Origin of the sequence: Candidatus Pseudothioglobus sp. Uisw_050_01 (assembly GCF_048085775.1) — a bacterium.
Taxonomy (GTDB): Bacteria; Pseudomonadota; Gammaproteobacteria; order PS1; family Pseudothioglobaceae; genus Pseudothioglobus.
Map to the genome: position 1 here is coordinate 752,355 of NZ_CP159804.1, position 25,232 is coordinate 777,586.

General features: G+C 36.0%; 26 protein-coding genes and 1 tRNA gene. 19 read left to right on the forward strand and 8 right to left on the reverse strand.

The genetic code is table 11. The features are described 5' to 3' along the window. Nucleotides 1-30 precede the first annotated feature (30 nt). Nucleotides 31-1,818, forward strand: coding sequence for a translation elongation factor 4 (gene lepA, locus ABXT51_RS03760; protein ID WP_416696188.1), 1,788 nt, complete (start codon nt 31-33; stop codon nt 1,816-1,818). On the opposite strand, the gene ABXT51_RS03765 is transcribed toward lepA, so the two are convergent. Together ABXT51_RS03765 and ABXT51_RS03770 are read right to left on the reverse strand one after the other, a co-directional pair. Further along, entirely contained in the window at nt 1,815-2,201 is a 387-nt protein-coding gene (locus ABXT51_RS03765; protein WP_416696189.1) for a GFA family protein, read from the reverse strand. The genes lepA and ABXT51_RS03765 overlap by 4 nt on opposite strands. Further along, complete coding sequence (locus tag ABXT51_RS03770) at nt 2,198-2,980, reverse strand: cytochrome C assembly family protein (RefSeq protein ID WP_416696190.1); 783 nt, start codon at nt 2,978-2,980, stop codon at nt 2,198-2,200. The genes ABXT51_RS03765 and ABXT51_RS03770 overlap by 4 nt, the downstream gene beginning before the upstream one ends. 59 nt (nt 2,981-3,039) lie before the next feature. On the opposite strand from ABXT51_RS03770, the gene ffh reads away from it, so the two are divergent. From ffh to ABXT51_RS03805, 7 genes are all read left to right on the forward strand, one after another. Further along, nucleotides 3,040-4,443, forward strand: coding sequence for a signal recognition particle protein (gene ffh / locus ABXT51_RS03775; RefSeq protein WP_416696191.1), 1,404 nt, complete (start codon nt 3,040-3,042; stop codon nt 4,441-4,443). 88 nt (nt 4,444-4,531) lie between these two features. Beyond that, on the forward strand, nt 4,532-4,906 hold the full coding sequence (locus ABXT51_RS03780) for a DUF4430 domain-containing protein (protein ID WP_416696192.1): 375 nt from the start codon (nt 4,532-4,534) through the stop codon (nt 4,904-4,906). A 34-nt stretch (nt 4,907-4,940) separates the two neighbouring features. After that, nucleotides 4,941-5,528: a DUF6580 family putative transport protein gene (locus tag ABXT51_RS03785; RefSeq protein ID WP_416696193.1), complete on the forward strand. Its 588-nt coding sequence runs from the start codon at nt 4,941-4,943 to the stop codon at nt 5,526-5,528. A gap of 84 nt (nt 5,529-5,612) precedes the next feature. Continuing rightward, nucleotides 5,613-6,464, forward strand: coding sequence for a DMT family transporter (locus ABXT51_RS03790; RefSeq protein ID WP_416696194.1), 852 nt, complete (start codon nt 5,613-5,615; stop codon nt 6,462-6,464). A 43-nt stretch (nt 6,465-6,507) separates the two neighbouring features. Beyond that, nucleotides 6,508-7,362 carry a DMT family transporter gene (locus ABXT51_RS03795; protein ID WP_416696195.1) on the forward strand — a complete coding sequence of 285 codons (855 nt, stop codon included), beginning with the start codon at nt 6,508-6,510 and terminating at the stop codon, nt 7,360-7,362. Then, the gene (locus ABXT51_RS03800; RefSeq protein WP_416696196.1) at nt 7,359-8,273 is read left to right on the forward strand and encodes a DMT family transporter; all 915 of its coding nucleotides are present in this window, start codon (nt 7,359-7,361) and stop codon (nt 8,271-8,273) included. Before ABXT51_RS03795 ends, ABXT51_RS03800 begins: the two co-directional genes overlap by 4 nt. Nucleotides 8,274-8,336: 63 nt before the next feature. After that, nucleotides 8,337-9,116, forward strand: a complete 780-nt coding sequence (locus ABXT51_RS03805) for an ATP-binding cassette domain-containing protein (RefSeq protein ID WP_271556315.1) — start codon at nt 8,337-8,339, stop codon at nt 9,114-9,116. Here the strand turns inward: ABXT51_RS03805 and hisD are convergent, their stop codons facing one another. From hisD to ABXT51_RS03825, 4 genes are read right to left on the reverse strand one after another with little or no spacing between them, the layout of a single operon-like run. Beyond that, on the reverse strand, nt 9,117-10,415 hold the full coding sequence (gene hisD / locus ABXT51_RS03810) for a histidinol dehydrogenase (protein ID WP_416696197.1): 1,299 nt from the start codon (nt 10,413-10,415) through the stop codon (nt 9,117-9,119). Next, nucleotides 10,412-11,029, reverse strand: coding sequence for an ATP phosphoribosyltransferase (gene hisG / locus ABXT51_RS03815; protein ID WP_416696198.1), 618 nt, complete (start codon nt 11,027-11,029; stop codon nt 10,412-10,414). Before hisG ends, hisD begins: the two co-directional genes overlap by 4 nt. A gap of 21 nt (nt 11,030-11,050) precedes the next feature. After that, nucleotides 11,051-12,310 (reverse strand): UDP-N-acetylglucosamine 1-carboxyvinyltransferase, encoded by a 1,260-nt coding sequence (gene murA, locus ABXT51_RS03820; protein ID WP_416696199.1) that lies wholly within the window; start codon nt 12,308-12,310, stop codon nt 11,051-11,053. A gap of 9 nt (nt 12,311-12,319) precedes the next feature. Next, nucleotides 12,320-12,997, reverse strand: a complete 678-nt coding sequence (locus ABXT51_RS03825) for an MlaC/ttg2D family ABC transporter substrate-binding protein (RefSeq protein ID WP_416696200.1) — start codon at nt 12,995-12,997, stop codon at nt 12,320-12,322. Between ABXT51_RS03825 and uvrC the strand changes: the two genes are divergently transcribed. Further along, nucleotides 12,992-14,785: an excinuclease ABC subunit UvrC gene (gene uvrC / locus ABXT51_RS03830; RefSeq protein WP_416696201.1), complete on the forward strand. Its 1,794-nt coding sequence runs from the start codon at nt 12,992-12,994 to the stop codon at nt 14,783-14,785. The two genes, ABXT51_RS03825 and uvrC, sit on opposite strands and share 6 nt — an antisense overlap. Nucleotides 14,786-14,793: 8 nt before the next feature. After that, nucleotides 14,794-14,973 carry a hypothetical protein gene (locus tag ABXT51_RS03835; RefSeq protein ID WP_271537817.1) on the forward strand — a complete coding sequence of 60 codons (180 nt, stop codon included), beginning with the start codon at nt 14,794-14,796 and terminating at the stop codon, nt 14,971-14,973. Here ABXT51_RS03835 and ABXT51_RS03840 read toward each other — a convergent pair. Continuing rightward, a complete protein-coding gene (locus tag ABXT51_RS03840; protein ID WP_416696202.1) occupies nt 14,970-15,515 on the reverse strand; it encodes a hypothetical protein in 546 nt (181 codons plus the stop codon). The genes ABXT51_RS03835 and ABXT51_RS03840 overlap by 4 nt on opposite strands. Then, nucleotides 15,505-17,358, reverse strand: coding sequence for an ATP-binding cassette domain-containing protein (locus ABXT51_RS03845; protein ID WP_416696203.1), 1,854 nt, complete (start codon nt 17,356-17,358; stop codon nt 15,505-15,507). Before ABXT51_RS03845 ends, ABXT51_RS03840 begins: the two co-directional genes overlap by 11 nt. Nucleotides 17,359-17,394: 36 nt before the next feature. On the opposite strand from ABXT51_RS03845, the gene ABXT51_RS03850 reads away from it, so the two are divergent. The 9 genes from ABXT51_RS03850 (at nt 17,395) to ABXT51_RS03890 (ending at nt 25,187) form a co-directional block, all read left to right on the forward strand. Continuing rightward, complete coding sequence (locus ABXT51_RS03850) at nt 17,395-17,838, forward strand: cytochrome c-type biogenesis protein CcmH (protein WP_416696204.1); 444 nt, start codon at nt 17,395-17,397, stop codon at nt 17,836-17,838. 17 nt (nt 17,839-17,855) lie between these two features. Next, nucleotides 17,856-18,518, forward strand: a complete 663-nt coding sequence (locus ABXT51_RS03855) for a tetratricopeptide repeat protein (protein WP_416696205.1) — start codon at nt 17,856-17,858, stop codon at nt 18,516-18,518. A gap of 10 nt (nt 18,519-18,528) precedes the next feature. Next, entirely contained in the window at nt 18,529-20,022 is a 1,494-nt protein-coding gene (gene lysS, locus ABXT51_RS03860) for a lysine--tRNA ligase (RefSeq protein WP_416696206.1), read from the forward strand. 23 nt (nt 20,023-20,045) lie between these two features. Beyond that, nucleotides 20,046-20,711, forward strand: coding sequence for a (d)CMP kinase (cmk, locus tag ABXT51_RS03865; RefSeq protein WP_416696207.1), 666 nt, complete (start codon nt 20,046-20,048; stop codon nt 20,709-20,711). 90 nt (nt 20,712-20,801) lie between these two features. Then, complete coding sequence (gene rpsA, locus ABXT51_RS03870) at nt 20,802-22,475, forward strand: 30S ribosomal protein S1 (RefSeq protein WP_416696208.1); 1,674 nt, start codon at nt 20,802-20,804, stop codon at nt 22,473-22,475. Nucleotides 22,476-22,521: 46 nt separating this feature from the next. Continuing rightward, complete coding sequence (locus ABXT51_RS03875; RefSeq protein ID WP_416696209.1) at nt 22,522-22,800, forward strand: HU family DNA-binding protein; 279 nt, start codon at nt 22,522-22,524, stop codon at nt 22,798-22,800. A gap of 51 nt (nt 22,801-22,851) precedes the next feature. Continuing rightward, nucleotides 22,852-22,927: transfer RNA gene (locus tag ABXT51_RS03880), tRNA-Lys, on the forward strand. A 144-nt stretch (nt 22,928-23,071) separates the two neighbouring features. After that, nucleotides 23,072-23,446, forward strand: coding sequence for a hypothetical protein (locus ABXT51_RS03885; RefSeq protein WP_416696210.1), 375 nt, complete (start codon nt 23,072-23,074; stop codon nt 23,444-23,446). Nucleotides 23,447-23,561: 115 nt separating this feature from the next. Then, nucleotides 23,562-25,187, forward strand: a complete 1,626-nt coding sequence (locus ABXT51_RS03890) for a peptide ABC transporter substrate-binding protein (protein ID WP_416696211.1) — start codon at nt 23,562-23,564, stop codon at nt 25,185-25,187. Nucleotides 25,188-25,232 lie beyond the last annotated feature (45 nt).

Genomic DNA, 25,232 nt, shown 5'->3' on the forward strand with positions numbered 1-25,232 from the left:
TAATTTTAAAGCAGTCATTTTATCATTGTTATGCAAAACATCCGAAATTTTTCTATCATTGCGCATATAGATCATGGAAAGTCAACAATTGCTGATCGCTTTATTCAGCATTGCGGCGGACTCAGTGATCGTGAGATGTCGTCACAAGTTCTTGACTCTATGGATATTGAGAAAGAAAGAGGGATTACGATTAAATCACAAAGCGTTTCTTTGCAATACAATGCAAAAGATGGTCAAACATATCAATTTAATTTAATTGACACGCCTGGACATGTTGATTTTTCATATGAAGTTTCTAGGTCTCTTTCTGCTTGTGAGGGAGCACTATTAATTGTTGACGCCTCTCAAGGTGTTGAAGCTCAAACAGTCGCTAATTGTTATACTGCTTTAGATCAAGGTCTTGAAGTGGTTGCGGTTCTTAACAAAATTGATTTGCCCGCTGCTGAGCCAGAAAGGGTTGTGGATGAGATAGAGGATGTGATTGGTGTAGAGGCCCATGATGCAGTCCATGCAAGTGCTAAATCTGGTATTGGAATTGAGGAGATTCTTGAGCAGATTGTTGAAAAAATTCCTGCCCCAGAAGGCAATGTAGATGCCCCAATTAAAGCGCTCATAATTGATTCATGGTTTGATAATTATTTAGGTGTTGTCTCTTTAATCAGAGTGATTGATGGCGAAATTAAAGCTAAAACAAAAATTAAAATCTTCTCTAATAAGAGTGAGCATTTAGTAGATGAAGTAGGTATTTTTACACCTAAAAGAACTAAGACCGATAGCTTAAAGGCTGGAGAGGTTGGTTACTTAATTGCCAGTATCAAAAATATTGATGGAGCTCCAGTTGGCGACACCATAATTAGTAGCAAAAATCCAGTTGAGAAGCCTTTAGATGGTTTTAAGCCTGTACAGCCAAGAGTTTTTGCAGGGCTTTTCCCTACATCCGGAGAAGACTATGAGAAATTTAGAGATGCACTAGCGAAGCTTCGCTTAAATGATGCGGCTTTACAGTATGAGCCTGAAAACTCGGACGCACTTGGGTTCGGCTTTAGGATTGGCTTTTTAGGTCTTCTTCATATGGAGATTGTTCAGGAGCGTCTTGAGCGTGAATATGACTTAGACTTAATAACAACTGCACCAACGGTAATCTATGAAATTCTTGATACTAAAGGCAACGTAACAAAAATTGATAGTCCATCAAAACTTCCTCCAGTTCAGACTATAGCTGAATTTAGAGAGCCAATTATTACAGCAAATATTTTAGTAACCAGTGAGTATGTTGGGCCAGTAATAAGTCTTTGTGTTGAAAAGAGAGGTGTTCAAAAAAATATAAACTATATGGGCCGGCAAGTCTCTATTGTTTATGAGCTTCCATTAAATGAAGTGGTTTTAGATTTCTTTGATAAACTTAAATCTGCGTCAAGAGGTTTTGCCTCTATGGACTATCATTTTGAGCGTTATCAGGCTGCTGATTTAATACGTTTAGATATATTAATAAACAATGAAAGTGTTGACGCTTTGGCTTTAATTATCCATCGTGATAACTCTACTTATAAAGGCCGAGAAATTGCTGAAAAAATGAAGGAGCTTATCCCTAGACAGATGTTTGATGTTGCAATCCAGGCATGCATTGGAGTTAAGATAATCTCAAGAACAAATGTTAAAGCACTTAGAAAAAACGTTACGGCAAAGTGTTATGGTGGTGACATTACTCGGAAAAAGAAGTTACTTGAAAAGCAGAAGAAGGGTAAGAAGAGGATGCGTTCAATTGGGAGAGTGGATATTCCGCAAGAGGCTTTTCTTGCAGTTCTTCATATTGATTAAACTATCTCATTTAATTTAGTAAACCATTCAGTATGGTCTTCAATCTGAACTAAAGTAGGCGTAATGTTGGGTGCTTCCATTGTGCTACCTAAAGGTAATAACATCCAACCTTTTGCAGTTTGCCTCGGGACTCGTGATCCACATTTATTACAAAATGCATTGCCAAAGGTATTTGGTAGAGGTAAAGTGTATTCACCCCTTTTATTCTCACCTGAAAGCCATAAAAATTGCTCAGGCTTGACAAAAAGATTTGTTGCAAATGCTGCCCCAGTTACTTTCCGACATCGGGAGCACTGACACATTCCAAAAAACTCATAAGGCCCTTTCATTTGCCATGAGACTATGCCGCAAAGGCATTCTCCATTTAAAGTTTTTATACTCATAATATCTCTAAAAAAAACTTGGTACCAAAATAAGATAAAACCAATATGGCAAAAGCAGTTTGAGTTGATACTGCTATAAGTTTTCCTCTCCAGCCAAAAATTTTATGCCCAAGCAGAATACCAGCAAAACCAATCCAAGCAATGATTGAGAGAATAGTTTTATAGGTAAGTTTTTGTGTAAAAAAATCATCGATATAGATGTAACCTGAGATTAAAGAGAGGGTAAGAAGCAAAAACCCCATCTTTAATGTTTGATAAAGGAACGCTTCCATAGTTTGAAGTGCTGGAAGTTTATCGACAAAAGTATTAAAGTTGTGTTCATGTAAAAAACGCTCTTGGATACTTACAAGGACAGATTGAGCAACGGCAATAGCAAGAAGAGCGTATGCGCCAATTGACAGAAAAGCATGAGCTGCAATTGACATAGAAATAAGCTTACCTTGGGTTCCTGGAAATAAAAAAGCAACAATGACTGCAATTGCACTTAAAGGGTATACAAGGATCCCTAAAGAGTGAATAGGCTTACTGAAAGAGGTCAGAAATAAAAGCGTAGCTACAACCCATGCTACAAAAGAAATACTCACAGTTAATCCAAAAAACACACCATCCTGTTGCCACAACTCAAACAGAATATAGCCATGCGAAGAGCAAGCTATTAGAAGCATTAAATTAACAATTGTTCGATGTTGATTTGTTACTGAATCTAAAACAAAGTATCTGGTTAGTAAAAGCCCTGAAAGTAGATAAGCGATAAATGGTAGAGCATGAAGTAAAGGCATCTCTAGCTTTGTCTTTGCAAAAGATTATATAATACGATATTTCACCCAAGTAGAACATAATGTTTGATAATTTAACGGAACGACTATCCAATAGCTTTAAAGCCATTCAAGGCAAAAATAAGCTGTCTGATGAAAACATTAAAGAGGCCATAAGAGAAGTCAGAAGATCTCTCTTGGAGGCTGATGTTGCGCTTGATGTCATTAAGTATTTTATAGAGCGAGTTCAAAGTAAAGCAATTGGACTTAAAGTAGGGGAGGGACTGAGTCCATCTCAAGCCTTTATTAAGTTAGTTGAAGCTGAGTTAACAGAAGTAATAGGTGGCCAGAATGAATCTCTAAACCTTACAACTCAGCCACCAGCAGTTGTAATGGTAGCAGGCCTTCAAGGCTCAGGAAAAACAACCTCAATTGCCAAGTTAGCTCGTTATTTAAAAGAAGAACAAAAAAAGAAAGTTCTTGTAGTCAGTGCAGATGTTTATAGACCTGCTGCTATTGAGCAGCTTAAAATTCTTGCTGAGCAGATAGGTGTTGATTTTTTTCCTTCAACTATCGATGAGAATCCAGAAAAAATAGTTGCAGATGCAAAAAAACAAGCTCAATCACAGTTTCATGATGTTCTTCTAGTTGATACTGCCGGAAGACTTCATGTTGATGAGCAAATGATGTCTGAAATTCAAATTCTTCAGAAGCAAGTTAATCCAATTGAAACGTTGTTTGTTGTTGACTCAATGACAGGGCAAGACGCTGCGCATACTGCAAAAACATTCTCAGATATGCTTCCACTTACTGGAATCATACTAACAAAGACTGATGGTGATGCAAGAGGCGGCGCTGCTCTATCTGTAAAACATATAACTGGAAAGCCTATTAAATTTATGGGTGTTGGCGAAAAGACTGACGCTTTAGAGCCATTTTATCCAGACAGACTTGTTTCTCGTATTCTTGGTATGGGTGATGTTCTTTCTTTAGTTGAAGAGATTTCAAAAAAAGTTGATCATAAAAAAGCTCAGAAGAATGTCCAAAAAATGGCGAAAGGCAGATTCGATCTTGATGATATGAGGGATCAGTTAATGCAAATGCAGCAAATGGGCGGAATGGGAGCTTTAATGGACAAAATGCCTGGAATGGGGAAGATGCCTCAAAGTGTTAAAAATCAAGTAATCGGGGATACTGAAAGCAGCCGAATGGTTGCAATTATTAACTCAATGACTCCAAAAGAAAGAAACCATGTTAATTTAATCAAGGGCTCTCGCAAAAAAAGGATTGCTGATGGGTCTGGTACAGATGTTCAGCAAGTAAATAAATTGTTAAAGCAATTTGAAAAGATGCAAAAAACAATGAAGAAGATGAAGGGCGGTAAAATGAAAAAAATGATGCAGCAAATGGGAGAAATGCAAAGCGAAAGCGGAATGCCTGATTTTTCAAAGATGCCTGGACTTGGAAATAAAAAATTTCCATTCTAGGTAAATTACTTGTTTTTGCTTGTTGACTATTGCAGTTTATTGTTTTTCATATAAAATCCGAACTTTTATATTGTCATTTATTAATTAAATGAAATTTAATCTAAAACTTCTAGCCATAGTTTTGTTTGGCTCTCTTTTTCTCCAGCCTTCATTATCTTTTGGTGATGATTCCGTTGAATCTATTCAGCTTTCAATTGTAATTACTTCTGCAGATGAGTTAAGTTTAACGGCAATTAAACAAGTTGATAAGGGACTTAACGCATATGAAGCTATAAGTGAGTTAGTTACTGTTGGCGTAAAAGATACAAGTTTTGGTCCTCAAATCATTTCTTTAGCTGGGGTTGAAGCAGTTGGAAATACTTATTGGGCATTGTACGTTAATGGCTTAATGTCAATGGTTGGAGCGCAAGATGTTATACTTTTAGAGGATACATTTATTCGCTTGAATATGGAAGCATTTTAATATATTATTGTTTGAAAAATTTAGGAGAGAAATAATGAGCAATCAAGATCACAAACTTAATTCAAGTTTCAGTTATTTAGTTATTCTAGCAGTGTTAATTTCATTAGGAGTTGCAGGAAGATTGCTACCTCATCCACCTAACTTTACACCTATGGCCGCAATAGCATTATTTGCAGGATTTATTTTTGTAAAAAGGTACATGGCTATCGTTGCTGTTATCGCCACTATGCTGCTTTGTGACTACTTTGCTTTTGGCTCACTTTCAGCAAGTTGGTTTGGCTCTAAGTCTATGTTTGTTGTTTATCTTGCTCTCTTGTTTCCAATTGTATTTAAAAACTTCCTGCAAAAGAAACTTAGCGTATTAAAAATTGCAGGAGCTGCTTTAGCAAGCTCTATTGTTTTTTTCTTAGCAACTAATTTTGCAGTTTGGGCATTTTCACCAATGTATGCAAAAACTCTTGAAGGTCTTATGCTGTGTTTTACGATGGCAATTCCATTTTTTCAAAATACAGTGGCAGGTAACTTAGTATGGTCAGGCGTTATATTTGGCGCCTACTTTGCTTTACGTAACTTCTCGAACTTAAGAATTTTGAATCAAAAAGATAAATCAATCTTTAGCTAGACTATATTTTTGCCTTCAAGCTTATCTAATGGTAATTAATAAGTGAATTTATAGCTTATGTCTAGGCATCTAAAAGGACTTCTAATGACCGTTTTTGCGGTAATTCTGTTAAGTCCAGATTCTGTTCTTATTAGGTTAGTTGAGGAGGCTTCTCCAGAGGTTGATAGCTGGACAGTTCTTTTTTGGCGAGGGCTCTTATATGCGGTAGGGGTTTCTTTATTAGTCTTTATAAAGTACCGCTTAAAGACGCTAGAAGAATTCAAAAAAATTGGAAGAGGGGGCTTATTAATAGGTTTTTTTTCCGGAATCAGTACAGGAACGTTCGTATTCGCAATTGTTTATACATCCATTGCAAATGCTCTTGTTATTATAAGTACTGGCCCAATCATGATAGCAATTGTCTCTTGGTTTCTACTTAAAGAAAAATCCAGTCTAGTGACCTGGGCTTCTATGATCATTGTTTTTATTGGAATTTACATTGTTATGAGTGGAAGTCTTGGGGGAGAAAATCTTATTGGTGACTTTTTTGCCTTGATTACAGCAGTAATGATGGGATTTACTTTTACTTTGACTCGCAAATATAAAGATGTCAATATGGTGCCTGTAAATGCAATTGGTGGGGTAATTGCTGCCCTTATAGCCTATGTAATGGCCAGTAAAATTTCAGTTCCACCCGAGGTGGTAAAATACATAATCGCTATGGGGGCAATACTTTCAATTTCATTTAGTTTAATAACAATTGCGCCAAGATATATGCCTGCAGCTGAAGTTGGAATGATTATGCCTCTAGAGACAGTGTTGGGAACTTTAATAGCTTGGTATGTTATAAATGAAGAGCCATCAACGAATGCTTTAATTGGTGGAACGATTGTTATTGTGACCTTATTCTGTCACTCTTGGTATAGCACTAAGCTGGCAAGAGGCCAGCTAACCTGACCCCTAATAATCTTACTAACATAAACTTCCGCAAGCTTTAAATATGAATAATCATCTAAAAGGACTACTCATTGCTTTTTTTGGAGTTTTGATGCTGACTCCAGATCCAGTATTAGTGAGGCTTGCGGATGCGGACACCTTTACCATTCTTTTTTGGCGTGGGATATTCTATGCACTTGGCGTATTGGCCATTTTGTTTGCTACATACCGTAAAAACACATTTAAAGAGCTAAAAAATATAGGTAGGCCTGGAATCTGGATTGGCATCCTTTCAGGAATTGGTGGTGTTACATTTATTGCTGCAATTCAATACACTTCAATTGCTAAAGTATTAGTTATTATTAGTACAGCACCAATGGTTGTTGCAATTATTTCATGGGTCATAATAAATGAAAAGCCTAAGTTTTATACATGGATTTCAATGCTAATTATTGTTACTGGTATCTACATAGTAATGAAAGGAGATACAGGGACCCTCAACGTTATGGGGAGTTCATTGGCAGTTATATCAATAATTGCTGGCGGTTATTCATTTGCACTTACGCGAAAATACAGTAACGTCAATATGGTTCCAGCTATGATAGTTAATGCGCTCGTTGTTTCTGGTGTTGGACTGGCATTTTCAAGTTCCTTTTATTTGCCATTTGATTCACTAATGTACGTTATTGCAGGCGGCATATTGCTTGCGATTGCCTTTAGCCTAATCACACTTGCTCCAAGATTCATACCTGCATCAGAGGTGGCTATGTTTATGCCTTTAGGAACAATTTTTGGAATAATAAGTGCGTGGCTAGTGATTAATGAGCAACCTTCCAGTAGCTCAATTTTAGGTGGGTCTATAGTTGTTATTACTTTATTTTTTCATGCATGGTACAGCTCCAAGCTGCAAACCAAATGATAATATTAGGCAAAAATAAAGCATTGAGGGCTGACATTATTATGCTCATTGCAGCAGCCATTTGGGGGTTTGCATTTGTCGCGCAGAAAGATGCAGCAGAGACAATGGAGCCATTTTTCTTTAATGCAGCTAGATTTTTTATTGGAGCTTCAGTATTAATGCCATTAGTTTGGTATCTATCTAAAAGAAACACAACGTCAATTAAGAAAGAGGTTTCAACTAAAAAATTACTCTTTGCTGGAACTGTTGCTGGATTATTTTTATTTACAGCTTCAAGTTTTCAGCAAGTTGGCATTGAATTCACAACGGCCGGTAAAGCTGGCTTTATAACGGGCTTATATATCTTTTTTGTCCCATTAATTGGAATTTTCTTAGGCCAAAAAACTAACTCTGGAACTTGGCTTGGAGGATTTCTTGCAATTATTGGGTTATTCCTTCTAAGCATCAATGAAGACTTTAGTATTGAGAAGGGTGATTTATTTCAACTTATTTGTGCTGTATTTTTTGCAGCTCACATTTTGGTGCTAGGTTATGTTGCTAAAAGGATGGATCCTTTAAAGCTATCACTCATTCAGTATATTGTTTCTGGGTTTTTAAGTCTTATTGTTGCAATTGCCATAAAAGAAAACATTGGGTGGGATGCTATTATCATTACAGCAGTTCCACTTCTCTATGCTGGCGTTATGTCAATAGGCATTGGATATACGCTTCAAGTTATTGCCCAGCAACACGCTAAATCTTCCCATGCAGCAATAATTTTAGGACTAGAAGGGGCATTTGCTGTGCTTGGTGGGTGGCTTATTCTTGATGAAACATTAACAACAAGAGGTTTTATTGGATGCATGCTGATGTTAATTGGAATGCTTTTATCGCAACTACTCCCAAATCTGAGTTTAAAAAAAGCAACTTGAGAACTTTTCCATTCTACTGGTATGATTGTTAAGAGTTATTAATATAGGCTTAACTTAAATATAATGAATATTATTGAACTTCAAAATATCACAGTATTTCAAGAAAGCAACAAAGTATTTGATGACTTCTCTTTAACTATTGATGAGAGTGAAAGTACTGTTATCTTGGGGCCAAATGGCTCCGGTAAAACAACCCTTCTAAAGTTACTAAATCGTGAGCTCTATATTGTTGAGAGCGAGGGTAGCAGTATTAAAATATTTGATAAAGAGAGGTGGAATGTTCAGGAGCTAAGGTCCAATCTTGGCGTTGTTTCGCCGCACCTTCAAAACAATTACTCTGATACTGCTATTGGGTTACACGTTACCCTATCTGGTTTTTATTCTAGTGATGGAATATGGAGGCATCAAAAGTTTGATACTGAGAAGTTAGACCGTGCAAATGAAGTTATGGAGCTTCTCTCAATATCAAGCTTAAAGGATAGAGAATACTCATCCATGTCTACTGGCGAGCAGCGAAAATTTCTACTTGCAAGGTCACTCGTTAATGACCCAGCAGTATTGGTTTTTGATGAGCCAACAAGCGGGCTGGATATAAGTACTTGTTTTCAGTACCTTGAAATAATGAGAGAGCTTATGAGTATGGGCAAGAAGGTAATATTAGTAACGCATCACGTGCATGAGATCCCACCAGAAATATCAAGAGTAATTTTATTGAAGAAGGGAAGGGTAGTTATGGATGGCAATAAAGATGAAATTTTAACGAATAGCAACCTTACTAATCTTTTTGATTGGCCTATTAAAGTTGTCAAAGAAAATGGCTATTATCAGGCGCTACCTGGATAATTATTTCTTATCTGATCGATAAAGCGCGGACATGGCATGAGCCTGAAGGCCTTCACCATAAGCCAGTGTAGCTGCAGTTTCACCTAAATTTATAGCGCCTTCTTTTGATGCCATTATTATACTAGAGCGTTTTTGAAAATCATAAACACCTAGTGGCGATGAGAATCTTGCAGTACTTGAAGTTGGTAGGACATGGTTTGGTCCAGCGCAATAATCACCCAAAGCTTCAGAAGAGTATTTACCCATAAAAATCGCTCCAGCATTCTTGATATCATCAAGAATAGATTCTGGATTTTCAACAGAAAGTTCAAGATGTTCTGGGGCAATTTTATTGGATATTTTAATTGCTTCATTTATATCTTTTGTCAGAATTAATGCGCCTCTATTTTTAAGTGCTGTTCGAATAATAGGCTCCCTGTCCATCGTAGGAAGTAGCCTTTGAATGCTATTTCTAACCTTTTCAATAAAGCCTTCATCAGGGCAAAGTAGAATGGATTGAGCTTCTTCATCATGCTCTGCCTGAGAAAATAAGTCCATTGCAATCCAGTCAGGGTCTGTTGAGCCATCACAAATGATAAGTATCTCAGAGGGTCCAGCTATCATATCGATACCAACTTGCCCAAATACTTGTTTTTTTGCAGTAGCAACATAAATATTACCAGGGCCAACTATCTTATCAACTTTTGGAATAGTCTCAGTTCCATAAGCAAGTGCTGCAATTGCCTGAGCTCCGCCAATAGTAATAACCATGTCGACATCTGCAATATGGGCTGCTGCCAATACCAGTTCATTGGAAACTCCTCTTGGGGTAGGAACAACCATAATTAACTCATTCACGCCTGCTACTTTTGCAGGAATGCTGTTCATAAGTACAGAGGATGGATAGGCTGCCTTTCCGCCAGGCACATACAAACCGACGCGATCTAAAGGACTAACTTTTTGACCTAATACTGTGCCATCATCTTCAGTGTAATTCCATGACTCTTGTTTTTGTTTTAGGTGATAAGACTCAATTCTTTGAGCGGCAATATTAAGTGCGTTCTTTTGTTTTTGGTTTAAGTTATCGAATGATTTTTTAAGACTTTCTTTTGAGATTATTAGCTCTGAGATTGATTTTGCGTTAAGTGAATCAAACTCTGAAGTAAATTTTAATACAGAGCTATCCCCTTTATCTTTAACTTCCTTAATAATTTTTCGAACAGTGATGTTGATCTCTTCATTAGAATTACTTTCCCAAGTGATGAGAGAAGAAAGTTGAGCATCAAAATCCTCACTATTTGAAGACAATAAGCTAATCATAAGTTTTTTTCTATGCTTTTAATCCAGTCATTAATTTGACTATGTTTGGTATTAAAGGCAGCTGAGTTTACAATAAGCCTTGAGCTAATATCACAAATTAACTCTAGCGGGATTAAGTTGTTAGCTTTCAAAGTATTGCCAGTATCAACTAGATCCACAATGCAGTCTGAAAGGCCAACTATTGGTGCAAGCTCCATGGCGCCAGAAAGTTTAATAACTTCTACTTGCTGGCCTTTTCTAAAGAAATGTTCTTTGGCTGATTTGACATATTTTGTTGCCACCTTCAAAGTACTTTTGCTTAAGTTTTGGTTTTTCTTTGATGCAACCATAAGGCGGCATTTAGAGATTCCAAGATCAAGTAATTCAAAAATACCATTGGCTCCATGCTCTATCAAAACATCTTTTCCTGCAATTCCAAGATCTGCAGCCCCATGCTGTACAAAAACAGGAACGTCGCTTGCCCTGATAACTATAACTTTAATATCTTTGAGGTTAGTATCTAAAATTAGTTTTCTACTTTCTAGTTCTTTTTTAGATACAGAAAGGCCAGCTTTCTCAAGAAGAGGGAGTGTTTGGTCTAATATTCGACCTTTAGAAAGTGCGATCGTTAACATGTCAGTATATCAATTATTAGTTTAGTGCTGAACGCGCTCTATGTCTGCTCCCAGCATTTTAAATTTTTCTTCAATCATCTCATAGCCTCGGTCAAGATGATAGACGCGCTCAATTGTTGTTGACCCATGTGCAGCAAGCCCGGCTAAAACTAGACTAGCAGAAGCCCTTAGATCGGTTGCCATAAGATTTGCGCCAGTTAATAATTTTACTCCTTTGCACACAACTGTGTTGCCCTCAAGCTTAAGATTTGCTCCCATACGGCTGAGTTCAGGAACATGCATAAAACGATTTTCAAAAATAGTTTCTGTAATAGTACTACTTCCATTGGCGATAGAATTCAGAGCCATAAATTGAGCCTGCATATCCGTTGGAAAATTTGGGTAAGCACTAGTTCGTATATCAACGGGTTGAGGTCTTTTCCCTTTCATGTCGAGTTTAATTGAGTTTTGATTTGTTTGAATGTCCGCGCCAGTTTCAATAAGTTTACCAATAACTGCGCGCATTGAGTCAGGCTCAATATTATTAACAACAATTTTACCTCCAGTTATTGCAGCTGCAACTAAGTAGGTTCCTGCTTCAATTCGATCTGGACAAATGGAGTAATCAATACCACTGAGATGATCGACCCCTTGAATTACAATGGTAGAGGTATTTTCACCTGTAATTTTTGCGCCCATTTTATTTAGGCATTTTACTAAATCCGTTACCTCTGGCTCTTGTGCAGCATTGTTAATAGTGGTTGTTCCCTTAGCAAGAGTTGCAGCCATTATTATATTTTCAGTCGCCGTTACAGAAATCATATCAAAATTAATTTGCGCACCAACAAGCTCATTAGTGCTCGCATAAATATATCCATTTTTAACTTCAATTTTAGCGCCCATTTGTTCAAGTGCACTAAGATGAAGATTAACTGGACGTGTTCCAATAGCACAGCCACCAGGAAGTGAAATTTTAGCTTTTTTATATTTTGCAAGCATAGGGCCTAAAGTTAAGATCGATGCCCTCATTGTTTTCACTAGTTCATATTCTGCTATAAGGTTTGTAAGGTCTGATGAATCAATAGAAATTGAACTGTCCTCCTCTAAGACAAAGTTAGAGCCCATATCCATTAATAGTCTAAGCGTAGTTGAGACATCACTTAATTGAGGGGTGTTTGATAGCTTTAATGGGCCATCAGCAAGGATTGAGGCAAAAAAGATAGGTAGGGTGGCATTTTTGGAGCCTGAAGTTTTAATGGTCCCTTTGAGGGGAGACCCACCATTGATAACTAATTTATACATATATCAAGATCAATTAAGCATCTTTTGAATTAGTTTGTCAATTCCCTGGCGCTTGATCTTAGAGTCGTAGCCCATTTTTTCCATACCTACAATACTAATGGTTTGATAATCTAAATCATAGATTTTCCAGCTGTTGCTTCGAATTAATTTAAGAGTTACAGTAGTATTTCCAACTTCATCTTCAAGGGATACTGAAACCTTAACTTTAGCCATATTTTCAATTTGACTAAAATCTTCATTGACAGATATTTGAACATCTTCCCAGTCATTAAAGCTTGATAATATAACAACATATTCTTCAATTAAAGAATTTTTAATATCACGTTCAAATATTTTCTTTTGCTTAGAATCTAATTGATCCCAGTAATTTCCTAAAGCCATCTCAGTAAAATATTCAAGATCTATATAAGGGAGGATTTTCTTTTTTGTTAGGTTTAGCGTTGATGCTAAAGTTCCATTATTGCCTACCTGTAAATCAATAAAAGAGCAAACTATATCGCTTAGAATTGCATCCACTTGATCTGTTGGTTTATCACCAGCAATTTTTGGTGAGACTGCTGGGCAAGATTCTGAGGCAAATATAATCCCGATAAAACATAAATTGATCAGGAAAGCCTTTAAAATATTAGGAACAAATTTCATGTCAGCTATTGTACTAGATTTGTGAAATAAATTAATGAAATGCATAATCAAAATATTAAAATAAAACTTAAAAATCTTACTAAAGAGCCTGGTGTCTACAAAATGCTTGATAAGTTAGGAGAGGTTATATATGTTGGTAAAGCAAAAAATTTAAAAAATCGCGTTTCAAACTATTTTAGCAGCTCTAATCATAATACAAAAACTCAGCTCCTTCAAAAAAATATAGATGATTTTTCTATCATAATTACAAAAACAGAAACTCAGGCACTACTCCTTGAAAATGAGCTTATTAAGCAGTTTAAACCTAAATTTAATATACTTTTAAAAGACTCTAAAAGCTACCCTTACATTTTTCTCAGTAATGATGTCCATCCTCGCTTAGGAATGTTTAGGGGTAAAAAAAATAAAAATTATCATTATTTTGGGCCATACCCATCTTCGCATATTGCTCGTAATGCTTTAGCTCTTCTTAAAAAGATATTCAAAGTAAGACAATGTACGAATAGTTTTTATAGGGCTCGCTCTCGGCCTTGTCTAGAGTATCAAATTGGCCTTTGCAGTGCGCCTTGTGTTGGAAAAATTGCAGATAATAAGTACCAACAAGATGTTGATATGGTGTCACTTTTTTTGAATGGTAAGGCGAGTAAGCTTTTAAACCAGGTTTCTCAGAAAATGAAAGATGCTTCGATTGATCTTGATTTTGAAGCTGCCGCTAAATATCGAGATCAACTTATTGGCTTAAGAACAATTCAAGAGAGGCATGGTTCTCAATTTAGCTCTGATATGGACGTTGTAAGTATTGTAAATGATACTGATACTCATTGCATCGAATTAGTATTTGTCCGAGGAGGCAAACAAGTTGGTAGTGAAACTTTCTTTCCAAAAAATGCAAAAAATGATTCTTGTGAAGAGGTTTTAAGTGCATTCCTGCCGCTATATTATTTGGGCACAAAAACGCCTAAAGAGATAGTTTTGAGCCACAAGTTGGAAGATAAACTTTTATTGGAAGCAGGCCTATCTACAAAACTTATTCAATCTCCTAGAGTAGATAAAAAACATTATTTAGAGATGGCTACGCTTAATGCTAAAGAAAATTTAAAACAACATCTACTATTAAGGTTTACTAAGATGAGGCAACTCGAAGGAATTCAAAAAACATTGGCATTAAAAACGATACCAAAAGTTATGGAGTGCTTTGATATAAGTCATACTATGGGAGAGGCAACAACTGCTTCATGCGTAGTGTTCGAAATGGGACTCCCAAAGGTCAGCAGTTACAGGCAATTTAATATTAAAGACATAACACCGGGGGATGATTATGCTGCAATTAACCAGGCAGTATATCGAAGATATTCACGCCTCCTTAGTTCAAAAAAAGCTATGCCTGATATAGTATTTATTGATGGCGGCTTAGGTCAGCTTAACCAAGCAATTATGGTTATGAACTCAATTGGAGTGGATTCAGTAATGTTGGTTGGAGTTGCTAAAGGTGAAGGAAGAAAAGCAGGGCTAGAGACTCTTATTACAGTTGAAGATGAAAAGGTCAAAAAAATAACACTCTCTCCCTTTGATCCAGCGCTCCTTTTAATCAACCATATTAGAGATGAATCTCATAGATTTGCAATAAAAAATCATCGTAAAAAAAGAGCAAAGAAACGTACTACGTCTTCTTTGGAGCTAATTAAAGGGGTTGGTATAAATAAAAGAAGTGCTCTTTTAAACCATTTTGGAGGTCTTCAAGAAGTGCAAAATGCAAGTGTCGATGAGTTACAAAAAGTAGTTGGGATTAATTCTAAATTAGCGATTAAAATAAACCAATCATTTAAAAAATAAATCTGGCTATGTTTATATTAAGACTTTTAATTGCAGCGATGGTAGTAAGTTATGTTATTTGGCTTTTCTATAATCGAGTAATGGGAAAAAACCTCGGGTTATCAAAAGTTGCAACATGGGTTTTAGCAGCAACATTTTTGATCTATCTTATACTTTCAGGGTTATCTTATTTTGTAGAAGGTTTTTAAGCTTTACTTGATATAACGAGAGTTTTTAGATGTTTTGTGTTTGCTATTATGCGACTTGTTGCATTAACAATGATTGATAGTCTGGACACTTCCCATACAGGAAGGTCTCTCATGTGATCGCCCATATAATCAAATTTTCTCTCACCAAAGCGATCCACCAGAGTGTTTGCTTTATTGTGACTCGATAAGTTAAAGTCTTTATTACTAGCCATAACATCATCAAAAATCTTAAGGTGCTTAGCAACTGCAAAAGCATAATTTTTATGTGAAGCAGTAGCAAGGACTATTTTTGAGCCTTCTTTTTTTCGCTTCATTATGTAGCTTATAACGTTATCATTGTAGGGTAGCTCAGGGATATTAATTTCAAACCTTCTAACCAGTTGATCTTTTAAATATCCCTTTCCCTTCCATAGCCAAAAAAAATAATGTGCAATAAGCCATGGACTTTTGCCTAACACACCTAAAGAAGATAAGAATAAAAGATCCGTATCAATTAGTGTGTGATCTAGATCTACAACTAATGGGATAGAGTTAGTTTCCAATGTCTAATTCACTCCATTTGTCATATAGTAATGCCACTTCTTTTTCCATTGAGCTTAATTTAATTGTCAAGTTTTGTGCATCAGGGTTTTGATAAAAGTCAGGGTCAGATAGTAATTTTTGTGACATTGAAATTTCATTTTCGAGATCTTCAATCTTTTCAGGTAATGATTTTAATAGTTGCTGTTCATTGAATGAAAGCTTTTGTGAAATATTTTTAGATTTAGATTTAAGCTCTACATCTTTTTTAGGTTTAGTATTTATTTTTGTATTTTTTTGCAGGATATAGTCATCATAACCACCAACATACTGATCAATAATAGCGTCACCCTCCATAACGATTGTTGAACTTACAATGTTATTTAAAAAAGTTCTATCATGTGAAATCAGTAAAAGTGTTCCGGCATAGTCGACTAACATTTCTTCTAATAATTCAAGCGTTTCGACATCTAAATCGTTGGTTGGCTCATCAAGAACTAGGAGATTGGCTGGTTGAGATAGTATTTTGGCAAGCATTAAACGATTTTTTTCACCACCAGAAAACATCTTAATCGGAGCCATTGCTTGTTTTCCTGTGAATAAAAACTGACGCATATAGCCAATTACATGTTTACTTTTTCCATTAATATCTATGAAATCTTTACCTCCAGATACAAAATCCATAGCCTTCATGTTAGGGTTAAGTGACTCTCTCATTTGATCAAAGTAAGCGAGCTGAATAGTTTTGGATCGCCGGATATTTCCTTCATCTGGAGTAAGTTCGCCGAGAAGAAGTTTAATTAATGTTGATTTTCCTGATCCGTTGCCTCCAATAATTCCTATTTTTTCACCTTTTAAGACCAAAAGAGAGAATAGCTTTACGAGCTCAAGTTGACCAATTTTATAACTTACATTCTTAACTTCAAAAACTAACTTGGAGACTCTCTTCTCATCTTCTAACGCATGAATTCTAACTTGACCTTGATGTTTACGTTTATTTATAAACTGTTTTCGCATATTCTCAAGAGCCCTGACGCGACCTTCATTTCTTGTTCGCCTTGCCTTTATTCCTTGACGAATCCAGGTTTCTTCTTGAGCAAGTTTTTTATTAAATCTTGCGTTTTCTAATTCTTCACTATTAAGAAGATTTTCTTTTCTTTTTAGATAGTCTAAATAGCCACAGTCAAATATTGAAAGTTTTCCCCGATCGAGGTCAAAAATCTTATTAACTATGCCGTTTACAAATGATCGATCATGGCTGATAAGAATTAGTGTTCCATGAAAGTCTTTCAGCATCTTCTCTAAATCAAGAATTGCAGTTATATCCATATGGTTTGTTGGCTCATCAAGCAAGAGAAGTGTTGGCTCTTGAACAATCGCCTTAGCAAGCATTACTCTTCTTTTCCAGCCACCAGAAAGTGTTGAAAGTTTTGCTGTTGGCTCTAATTTAAACCGATTTAAAATTGTTTCAATTTGGTGTAAATAGTGCCATAAATCTTTACTTTCTATTTCATTCTGCAATTGAGTACTTTTTTCAATATCACTAACTTTTAATGAGTCGTAATATTCAGCAAGAAGTTTTCCAGTTTCACCAAGCCCTTGGGCGACAATATTAAATAGTGAATAATCATTATCTTCTGGAGGTTGTTGCTCTAAGTAACTTATCCTAGTGTTATTTTTAATCTTCAAATTACCATCATCAGCATGAATCAGCCCTGCTAAAACCTTTAAAAAGCTTGATTTCCCCTCGCCATTGCGACCAATTAAGCCTATCTTATCGCCTTTGAGGATGGTCGCATTAATTTCATCTAAGATAACTTTTTCAGAAAATTTAAGGGAAATATTGTCTAAGGTTATAAGTGGCATACGTTAAAATTAAAATTTTAAATAACAGCTATGTGAATGCGTTATTTTATTCAATTTGTGCTTGCACTTTTACTTATTCAAGGAGCTTTTGCTGAAAGTATTGAAGCGAAGGACTTTGAAACACTTGATCAAGAAAGCCGATACACGGTTTTAATTGAAAATATTCGATGCCCTGTATGCCAAGGCCAGAGCATTGGTGGTTCAAATTCTAGTCTTGCTAGTGACCTTCGTGAACAAGTTCGCACAATGATATTAGACAATAAATCTGATAAAGCTATTTATTTATTTATGGTTGAGCGGTATGGGGATTTTGTTAACTTTAAGCCACCAATTAATAGCAAAACATACCTATTATGGTTTACTCCTCTCCTCTTGTTAGTTTTATGCTTGATTTATTTATTCAGAATAACAAGAAATAAAAGCACTTACCTTTCCAGTTCAGATAACGATATTGAAAGAGCTAAAAAATTATTAAAGTGATAAATTAAAGTGCTTCTATGAATAACAATACTGAAATTAGTGATTTAATTGTTAAGGCTTATGCGCATCAAAAAAATAGTGAGATTTCTATGGCGATACAAATTTGGAATCAGCTACTAAATCATAATTTGGTTACGCAAGAGCTGTCCTCTAATGCCCATTTAAATCTTGGTAATTTACACTTACAGCAGGGTAATAATGATATTGCCTATGAAAGTATGACTAAAGCAATAAGTTCAAATCCGAACAGCTCTGAAGCTTTTTTCTGTTTAGCTTATATGGAGCAAAAAAAAGAGAATTTCCATGAGGCAATTAATTTTTTTGAGGCTGCATTAAAGATTAAGCCAGAAGATGTTGGTGCTATAAATAACTTGGGCAACTGTTTTGATCGGTTAAATAAAAGTCATGACTCAATCAAAACTTATTCAAAGGCAATTTCTTTAGATTTAGAATATATTGCAGCTTATTATAATCGAGGCAATGCTTACTCTAAAATAGCAAAGGATAAGCTGGCTTTGAAAGATTTAAATAAGGCGATTGATTTAGACAATACTTTTTATCAAGCATATTATAATCGTGGCTCAGTATATCGACGATTAGGAAAAATTGAGCTAGCTGAAAAAGATTTTAAAAGAGCTAAAGAGCTTGCAAAGTTAGAGATTGAACAATCAAATAAATAATAGGATTAAAGTGAGCGATCTAGACGAAAATAAATTAATAGCAGAAAGAAAATCTAAATTAGCATTGCTTAGAGAGTCAGGCAATCCATTTATTAATGATTTTAAACCTCAAAACCTAGCAAGCTCAGTTCATGAGAAGTTTGATAGTTTTTCAAATGAGGACCTTCAAAAGGTGGGAGAATTTGTAACTGTTGCTGGGCGATTAATGCTCAAGAGAATAATGGGTAAAGCAAGCTTTGTTCAGCTTCAAGATACTTCAGGTCAAATTCAACTTTTTGTGACTAGAGATGAGCTTGATGAGGGCTTCTACAATGAGCAATTCAAGAAGTGGGACATTGGAGACATAATTGGAGCATCTGGCGTTCTTTTTAAGACTCAAACGGGTGAGCTATCTATCCGAGTAGGTGATATTAAATTAATAACAAAATCACTAAGGCCTTTGCCAGAAAAATTTCATGGACTCACAGACCAAGAGACAATATATCGTCAAAGGTATGTTGACTTAATTATGAATGAAGGTTCGAGAAAAGTTTTTCAGAGGAGATCTGAAATAATTTCTTACATTAGGCAGTTCTTTATTCGTCACAGTTATCTTGAGGTAGAAACCCCTATGATGCAAGTCATTCCAGGAGGCGCAGCAGCAAAGCCTTTTGTTACTCATCATAACGCTTTAGATATGGATTTATTTTTAAGAATTGCTCCAGAACTCTATCTTAAAAGGTTAGTAGTTGGAGGGTTTGATAAGGTTTTTGAGATCAACCGTAACTTTAGGAATGAGGGGCTCTCTCCAAGACATAATCCTGAATTTACAATGATTGAGTTTTATGAGGCTTATGCAAATTATCATGACTATATGGACCTAACTGAAAACTTATTTAAAGGAATTGCAATTGATGTCTGTAAGTCAGCAAAAATACAATACCAGGGCGATGAGTTTGATTTTTCAAAACCGTTTGAGCGTTTAAGTGTGTTTGATTCAATTTTGAAATACAATCCTAAGTTATCAGCTTCTGACCTTTCAGAAGATAATGCTAAGATAACTGCTAGCAATTTGGGAATTGATCCTAAAGAGAGCTGGGGTTTAGGGAAGATTCAAATTGAAATCTTTGAAGCAACTGTTGAGGAAAAATTAATTCAACCAACTTTTGTTACTGAGTATCCGACGGAAGTTTCTCCTCTGGCTAGACGCAATGATCAAAATTCATTTATTACTGATCGCTTTGAACTCTTTATTGGCGGCCGTGAAATAGCAAATGGATTTTCGGAGCTCAATGATCCTGAAGATCAGGCTCAAAGGTTCAAAGACCAGGTTAGTGAAAAAGACGCAGGAGACGATGAAGCAATGCATTATGATGCTGATTATATTAGAGCTCTTGAGTATGGAATGCCTCCAACCGCAGGAGAAGGTATTGGTATTGATCGTTTAGTTATGCTATTTACAGATTCGGCATCAATAAGAGATGTTTTGTTATTTCCTCATATGAGATCTGAATATGAGAAGTAGTTTAAGAATTTCTAGTTAGTATTATGATTCCAGTTTTAACTATTGATGGACCTAGTGGAGTAGGGAAGGGGACTATAGCAAATATCATGGCTCATGAGCTGAAATGGAATTTGTTGGACTCTGGAGCAATATACCGAGCTTTTGCTTTGGCGGCTTCAAAGCGAAATATTAAGATTGATAATACTGATGAACAGCTAAAGTTAGCATCCAGCCTCAATTTGAAATTTGAGTCAGACCCTCATAAAAATAAACTAAGTGTTTTTCTTGATAATATTGAAGTTTCAGCTGAACTTCGAACTGAAGAAACTGCAGAGCTTGCTTCAAAATTTGCGATGATTGGCCCTCTTCGGGAGTCACTTCTATTAAGGCAAAAAAAGTTCAAGCAGCCTCCAGGATTAGTTGCTGATGGCCGAGATATGGGATCTGTGGTATTCAAAGATGCATCCTTTAAGGTATTTTTGACAGCAAATGTCGAAGTAAGGGCACAAAGACGACTAAAACAGTTGCATGACAATGGTATTGCTGGTATCCTTTCGCAAACTTTGGAAGAGGTTAAAAAGAGAGATGAGAGGGACGCAAGTCGCAAACATTCTCCTTTAATTGCTTCAAAAGATGCATTAGTTATAGATACGTCGAATCTAACAATTAATGAAGTCGTCGCAAAAGTGATGGCGTTAGTTAAGACTTGAGCGGTCAAGTCTTTATTTTTTAATTAACCCGATATGATTTAAGCTTAAACCGACACAGCTTAATAATTACCGGTCAACATCGAGATAAATATGTCAGAATCATTTTCCGAGCTATTTGAAAATAGCGAAATACAACAAAACGTAAAACCTGGAGCCCTTTTAATGGGAACTGTAGTCAGCATGAATCGTGAAAAAGCGATTATCAATGTGGGACTAAAGTCTGAAGGTTTTATTTCATTACACGAATTTAAAAACGCCAAAGGCGAGCTTGAGATCACTGAAGGTGATGTCGTTGAAGTCGCACTTGACTCAATTGATGATGGCTTAGGTCACACTCTTTTATCACGTGAAAAAGCGAAACGCATTAAGATGTGGCAAGAGCTTGAAAACGCGATGAACACTAAAGAAGTTGTTAAAGGTATTGTTACAGGCTCAGTTAAGGGCGGTATGACAGTTGATATTGGTGTTATCAAAGCATTCTTGCCTGGTTCTTTAGTAGACGTAAGACCTGTTAAAGATTTTGATTTCTTACTAGGTCAAGAAATTGAGGCTCTTGTTATTAAAATGGACGAAGTTAGAAATAATATTGTTATTTCTAGAAAGGCTGTTATGCAAGAAGTTAACTCTGCCGATAGAGAGGAATTAATTGAAAATCTTGATACTGGAAAAGAAGTTGAAGGAATTGTTAAAAACTTGGCTGATTATGGTGCATTCGTTGACCTTGGTGGTGTAGATGGATTGCTTCATATTACAGATATATCCTGGCAGAGAGTTAATCATCCATCTGAGAAGCTGTCTATAGGTGACAAAATAACAGTAAAAATTCTTAACTATGATAAAGAGAAAATGAGAGTTTCTTTGGGACTTAAGCAGTTAACACCTAGTCCTTGGGATAATATTTCAGAGCGTCTTCCAATGGGTAAAAAAGTTTCGGGTGTTGTTTCTAACCTTACAGATTATGGTGCATTTGTAAGAATTGAAGAGGGTGTTGAGGGGCTTGTTCACGTGAGTGAAATGGATTGGACAAATGCTAATGCAAGGCCTTCTAAGTTTGTTAAGCTTGGCCAAGAAGTTGATATTGTGGTTCTTGATGTTCAAGAGTCTAAACATAGAATTTCCCTTAGTATGAAGCAAGCAAAAGAAAATCCTTGGCAAGCATTTGAAGGAACGAATAATAAAGGTGATATGATTAACGTTACTGTTAAGTCAATTACTGATTTTGGTTTATTTGTTGGGCTTCCAGGTGGAATTGATGGCCTTATTCATTTGGCTGACATTTCATGGGAAAAACAGTCTGCAGATCAAATTGTTTCAACATACTCTAAAGGTCAGGAACTTGATGTTGTAATTCTTAATATAGATGCTGAAAAAGAGCGTATTTCTTTAGGGATTAAGCAATTAACTTCTGACAATTTCTCTCAATATGCTTCTTTGAACCCTAAAGGTTCAATTGTGAAAGGAACCATCCAAGAAGTTGATGCAAGAGGTGCTATTGTTCAATTAGCTGATGGAATTACTGGTTATCTTAAGGCTTCTGAGATATCACAAGATAGAGTTGATGATGCATCAACTGTATTGAAAGAAGGTTCAGATGTTGAAGTTGCTATTACTCTGATTGATAAGAGAACAAGAAAGGTAAATCTAAGTATGAAGGCGAAAGACTCTGTAGAAGAAAAAGCAGTCATGGATGACTATAACAGTCAATCTACTCAAACTTCTGGCTCAACACTTGGTGATCTTCTAAAAGAAGCTAAAGATAAATAATTAATTAATTAAAGCTGTTATATCTTTTATATAACAGCTAATTTGTATGAAAAAAATAGACCTTATTGACACAATATCAAAACAATCAAACATTAAACGTTCAGAGGCAAAAAATTCTATTGAAATTATCCTTGAAGAAATTAGTTTGGCCATAATTTCTGGTAAAGGTGTTGAAGTAAGAGGTTTTGGTGGCTTCCAAAAGAGACATCGTAAGAGCAGGATTGGAATTAATCCAAAGACCGGTGAAAAGGCTGAAGTATCTGAAAAATTTGTTCCTTTTTTTAAACCTGGAAAACTACTCAAAAAAGCAGTTAATAAAGGCTAATTTACGATTGATTAATGAACATTAGTTCAGTATAATTTCTCGTTTTTATATGGGGCGTTAGCTCAGTTGGTAGAGCATCGGACTTTTAATCCGCTGGTCGAGCGTTCAAGTCGCTCACGCCCCACCATATTCTTAAAAGCTTGCAGTATTGCAGGCTTTTTTGTTTTCTACAGGTCTAAGATTAAATGGAAATTTTAAGTATATGTAGAAAACTTCTATGATTACGCAAAAAATGTTCAAAAATCAACTACTATTAATCTTTGGATAACTAATGTTATTAAGTCAGTCAGCTCTTTGGGCAGGTCTATGTTTTTTTGTTTGTACTTCAATCTTGCTTTGGATTAAGTGGCGAAAGATTGGCTCGCCACTAATAATTTTGATTACTGTTGTATCATTTATATATTCTTTTGGAATTGCTAAATATTCCATTCTTGGATCAATGAGGCTTGACTCAATCCCATCAGCAATGAATTCAGAGACTGACTCTAAATTTATTAGTCGAGGTGAGGCTATTCTTGGCTCACTTAAAAGTTGGAATAAAATGTTAAGAGGAAAAAAACCTATTTATATAACCTCAGGTGGCTCACAAATTTCAGTGGATTCAATTGGTGATGAAAAAGCTATAAAACTTTTTAAACGTTTCTAATAGTGAAATAATTCATAAAAAATCTCAATATTAATATAAATAAGTATAAACTTTCATTAGTCCTCATTTCATTATGACGGATTTTTTTATTTTTTTAATATTAAGGAGAAAAAATATGAATTATTTGCCTAAGTCTTTGGCAGTCGGATTTGTATTGGTGTCTTTTGCTTCAGCCTCAGTGTTTGCAGCAACTCACCCAGTAACAGGTGAAACCCTTGCTGATGATCAGACATTTACATACAGTTTGTTAGATGAATTTAGTTCTGCTGACCCTCAAATCGTTGAGGATGTCTCAGGAGCTGATATTGTTCGTGACCTTTTTGAAGGCCTGATGAATCAAGATGCAGATGGAAATCTTGTTCCAGGTGTTGCGACTGGCTTTACAACAAATGATGCAAAAGATGTCTATACATTTACGCTTCGTGACAATGCAATGTGGTCAGATGGTAATCCAGTTACCGCGCACGACTTTGTATACTCATGGAGGCGTTTAGCAGATCCTGCTACAGCCTCACCTTACTCATGGTTTGCTGAAATTATGGCTATTGAAAATGTCGGAGCTGTATTATCTGGCGACGCTTCACCTGAAACTCTTGGAGTTACTGCTCTAGATAATCATACTCTTGAGGTTCGCTTAACAGCTTCATTGCCTTATTTTGCTGCAATGACTACGCATAGCTCAACTTTTCCAAGCCCTGAGTGGGTAGTTAGAACATCTGGTAATGATTGGACTAAGCCTGAAAATATTGTATCTAATGGTGCATATATTTTAACTGAGCATATTCCTAATGAGCGATCAGTACGTGAGCGTAACACTATGTATTGGAATAACGATGCAACAATTCTTGATAAAGTTGTTGGATTAGTTATAAATGATGAGAATACAGATTTGACTCGTTATTTAGCCAATGAACTTGACAAAGGAACTGTGCCTTCAGGTCAGTATATTCGCCTGAAACAGGACTATCCTAATCAAGCAACTTCTTTTCCAAGACTTTGTAACTACTACATGACTTTTAATATGTCACCTAGTGGCCCTGAAGCATTTAAAGATGTGCGTGTTCGTCATGCTCTAGCCTATGCTATAGATCGCTCAGTTATTACTGAAAAAATCTTACAAGCTGGACAAATTAATGCATTCACATTTACTCCTGGAGCGACAGCTGGATTTGACGTTCCTTCAGTTGCATTTGGTCGTATGACACAAGATGAGAGAAACGCTAAAGCAGTTGAATTGTTAAGTGAAGCTGGTTATGGACCAAGTAATCCTTTGAAGTTTGAATATTTATATAATACTTCTGAAGGTCATAAGAAGATTGCAATTGCAGCCCAGCAAATGTGGAAAGAAACACTTGGTGTTGAAGCTACACTTGCTAATCAAGAGTGGAAAACATTCCTTAAAACTCGTGGCGGTCAAGGTTTTGAACTTGCACGTGGAGCTTGGTGTGGTGACTACAATGAAGCGTCTACTTTCCTAGACCTTCTTACTACTCCTTCTGGTTACAATGATGGTAAGTATAGTAATGCTGAGGTAGATCAGCTTATGTTAGATGCAAGGACAATGTCTGATGCATCAGGTAATTACACGCGCATTGAAGAGATCTTGGCAAATGAAATGCCGGTGATTCCTATTTATCATTACGCTGGTGTATTTATGCTTAAGACTAACGTAAAAGGTTGGCCTTATAACAACGTTGAACAAAACGTATATTCTCGCAATTTGTATAAGATTGCGCAGTAATAGTTAGTTTGACTCTAAGAGCATCGCACAGATATTGTGCGGTGC

Excerpts from the sequence above, each read along its gene's own strand:
- ABXT51_RS03780 (WP_416696192.1), top strand. The coding sequence starts at position 4,532 with ATGAAATTTAATCTAAAACTTCTAGCCATAGTTTTGTTTGGCTCTCTT.
- lepA (WP_416696188.1), top strand. The coding sequence starts at position 31 with ATGCAAAACATCCGAAATTTTTCTATCATTGCGCATATAGATCATGGA.
- rpsA (WP_416696208.1), top strand. The coding sequence starts at position 20,802 with ATGTCAGAATCATTTTCCGAGCTATTTGAAAATAGCGAAATACAACAA.
- ABXT51_RS03825 (WP_416696200.1), bottom strand. The coding sequence starts at position 12,997 with ATGCATTTCATTAATTTATTTCACAAATCTAGTACAATAGCTGACATG.
- murA (WP_416696199.1), bottom strand. The coding sequence starts at position 12,310 with ATGTATAAATTAGTTATCAATGGTGGGTCTCCCCTCAAAGGGACCATT.
- ABXT51_RS03850 (WP_416696204.1), top strand. The coding sequence starts at position 17,395 with ATGCGTTATTTTATTCAATTTGTGCTTGCACTTTTACTTATTCAAGGA.
- ABXT51_RS03890 (WP_416696211.1), top strand. The coding sequence starts at position 23,562 with ATGAATTATTTGCCTAAGTCTTTGGCAGTCGGATTTGTATTGGTGTCT.
- ABXT51_RS03855 (WP_416696205.1), top strand. The coding sequence starts at position 17,856 with ATGAATAACAATACTGAAATTAGTGATTTAATTGTTAAGGCTTATGCG.
- ABXT51_RS03795 (WP_416696195.1), top strand. The coding sequence starts at position 6,508 with ATGAATAATCATCTAAAAGGACTACTCATTGCTTTTTTTGGAGTTTTG.
- ABXT51_RS03800 (WP_416696196.1), top strand. The coding sequence starts at position 7,359 with ATGATAATATTAGGCAAAAATAAAGCATTGAGGGCTGACATTATTATG.
- ffh (WP_416696191.1), top strand. The coding sequence starts at position 3,040 with ATGTTTGATAATTTAACGGAACGACTATCCAATAGCTTTAAAGCCATT.
- uvrC (WP_416696201.1), top strand. The coding sequence starts at position 12,992 with ATGCATAATCAAAATATTAAAATAAAACTTAAAAATCTTACTAAAGAG.
- ABXT51_RS03790 (WP_416696194.1), top strand. The coding sequence starts at position 5,613 with ATGACCGTTTTTGCGGTAATTCTGTTAAGTCCAGATTCTGTTCTTATT.
- ABXT51_RS03845 (WP_416696203.1), bottom strand. The coding sequence starts at position 17,358 with ATGCCACTTATAACCTTAGACAATATTTCCCTTAAATTTTCTGAAAAA.
- ABXT51_RS03785 (WP_416696193.1), top strand. The coding sequence starts at position 4,941 with ATGAGCAATCAAGATCACAAACTTAATTCAAGTTTCAGTTATTTAGTT.
- ABXT51_RS03805 (WP_271556315.1), top strand. The coding sequence starts at position 8,337 with ATGAATATTATTGAACTTCAAAATATCACAGTATTTCAAGAAAGCAAC.
- hisG (WP_416696198.1), bottom strand. The coding sequence starts at position 11,029 with ATGTTAACGATCGCACTTTCTAAAGGTCGAATATTAGACCAAACACTC.
- ABXT51_RS03770 (WP_416696190.1), bottom strand. The coding sequence starts at position 2,980 with ATGCCTTTACTTCATGCTCTACCATTTATCGCTTATCTACTTTCAGGG.
- ABXT51_RS03875 (WP_416696209.1), top strand. The coding sequence starts at position 22,522 with ATGAAAAAAATAGACCTTATTGACACAATATCAAAACAATCAAACATT.
- ABXT51_RS03765 (WP_416696189.1), bottom strand. The coding sequence starts at position 2,201 with ATGAGTATAAAAACTTTAAATGGAGAATGCCTTTGCGGCATAGTCTCA.
- cmk (WP_416696207.1), top strand. The coding sequence starts at position 20,046 with ATGATTCCAGTTTTAACTATTGATGGACCTAGTGGAGTAGGGAAGGGG.
- ABXT51_RS03835 (WP_271537817.1), top strand. The coding sequence starts at position 14,794 with ATGTTTATATTAAGACTTTTAATTGCAGCGATGGTAGTAAGTTATGTT.
- ABXT51_RS03885 (WP_416696210.1), top strand. The coding sequence starts at position 23,072 with ATGTTATTAAGTCAGTCAGCTCTTTGGGCAGGTCTATGTTTTTTTGTT.
- hisD (WP_416696197.1), bottom strand. The coding sequence starts at position 10,415 with ATGATTAGCTTATTGTCTTCAAATAGTGAGGATTTTGATGCTCAACTT.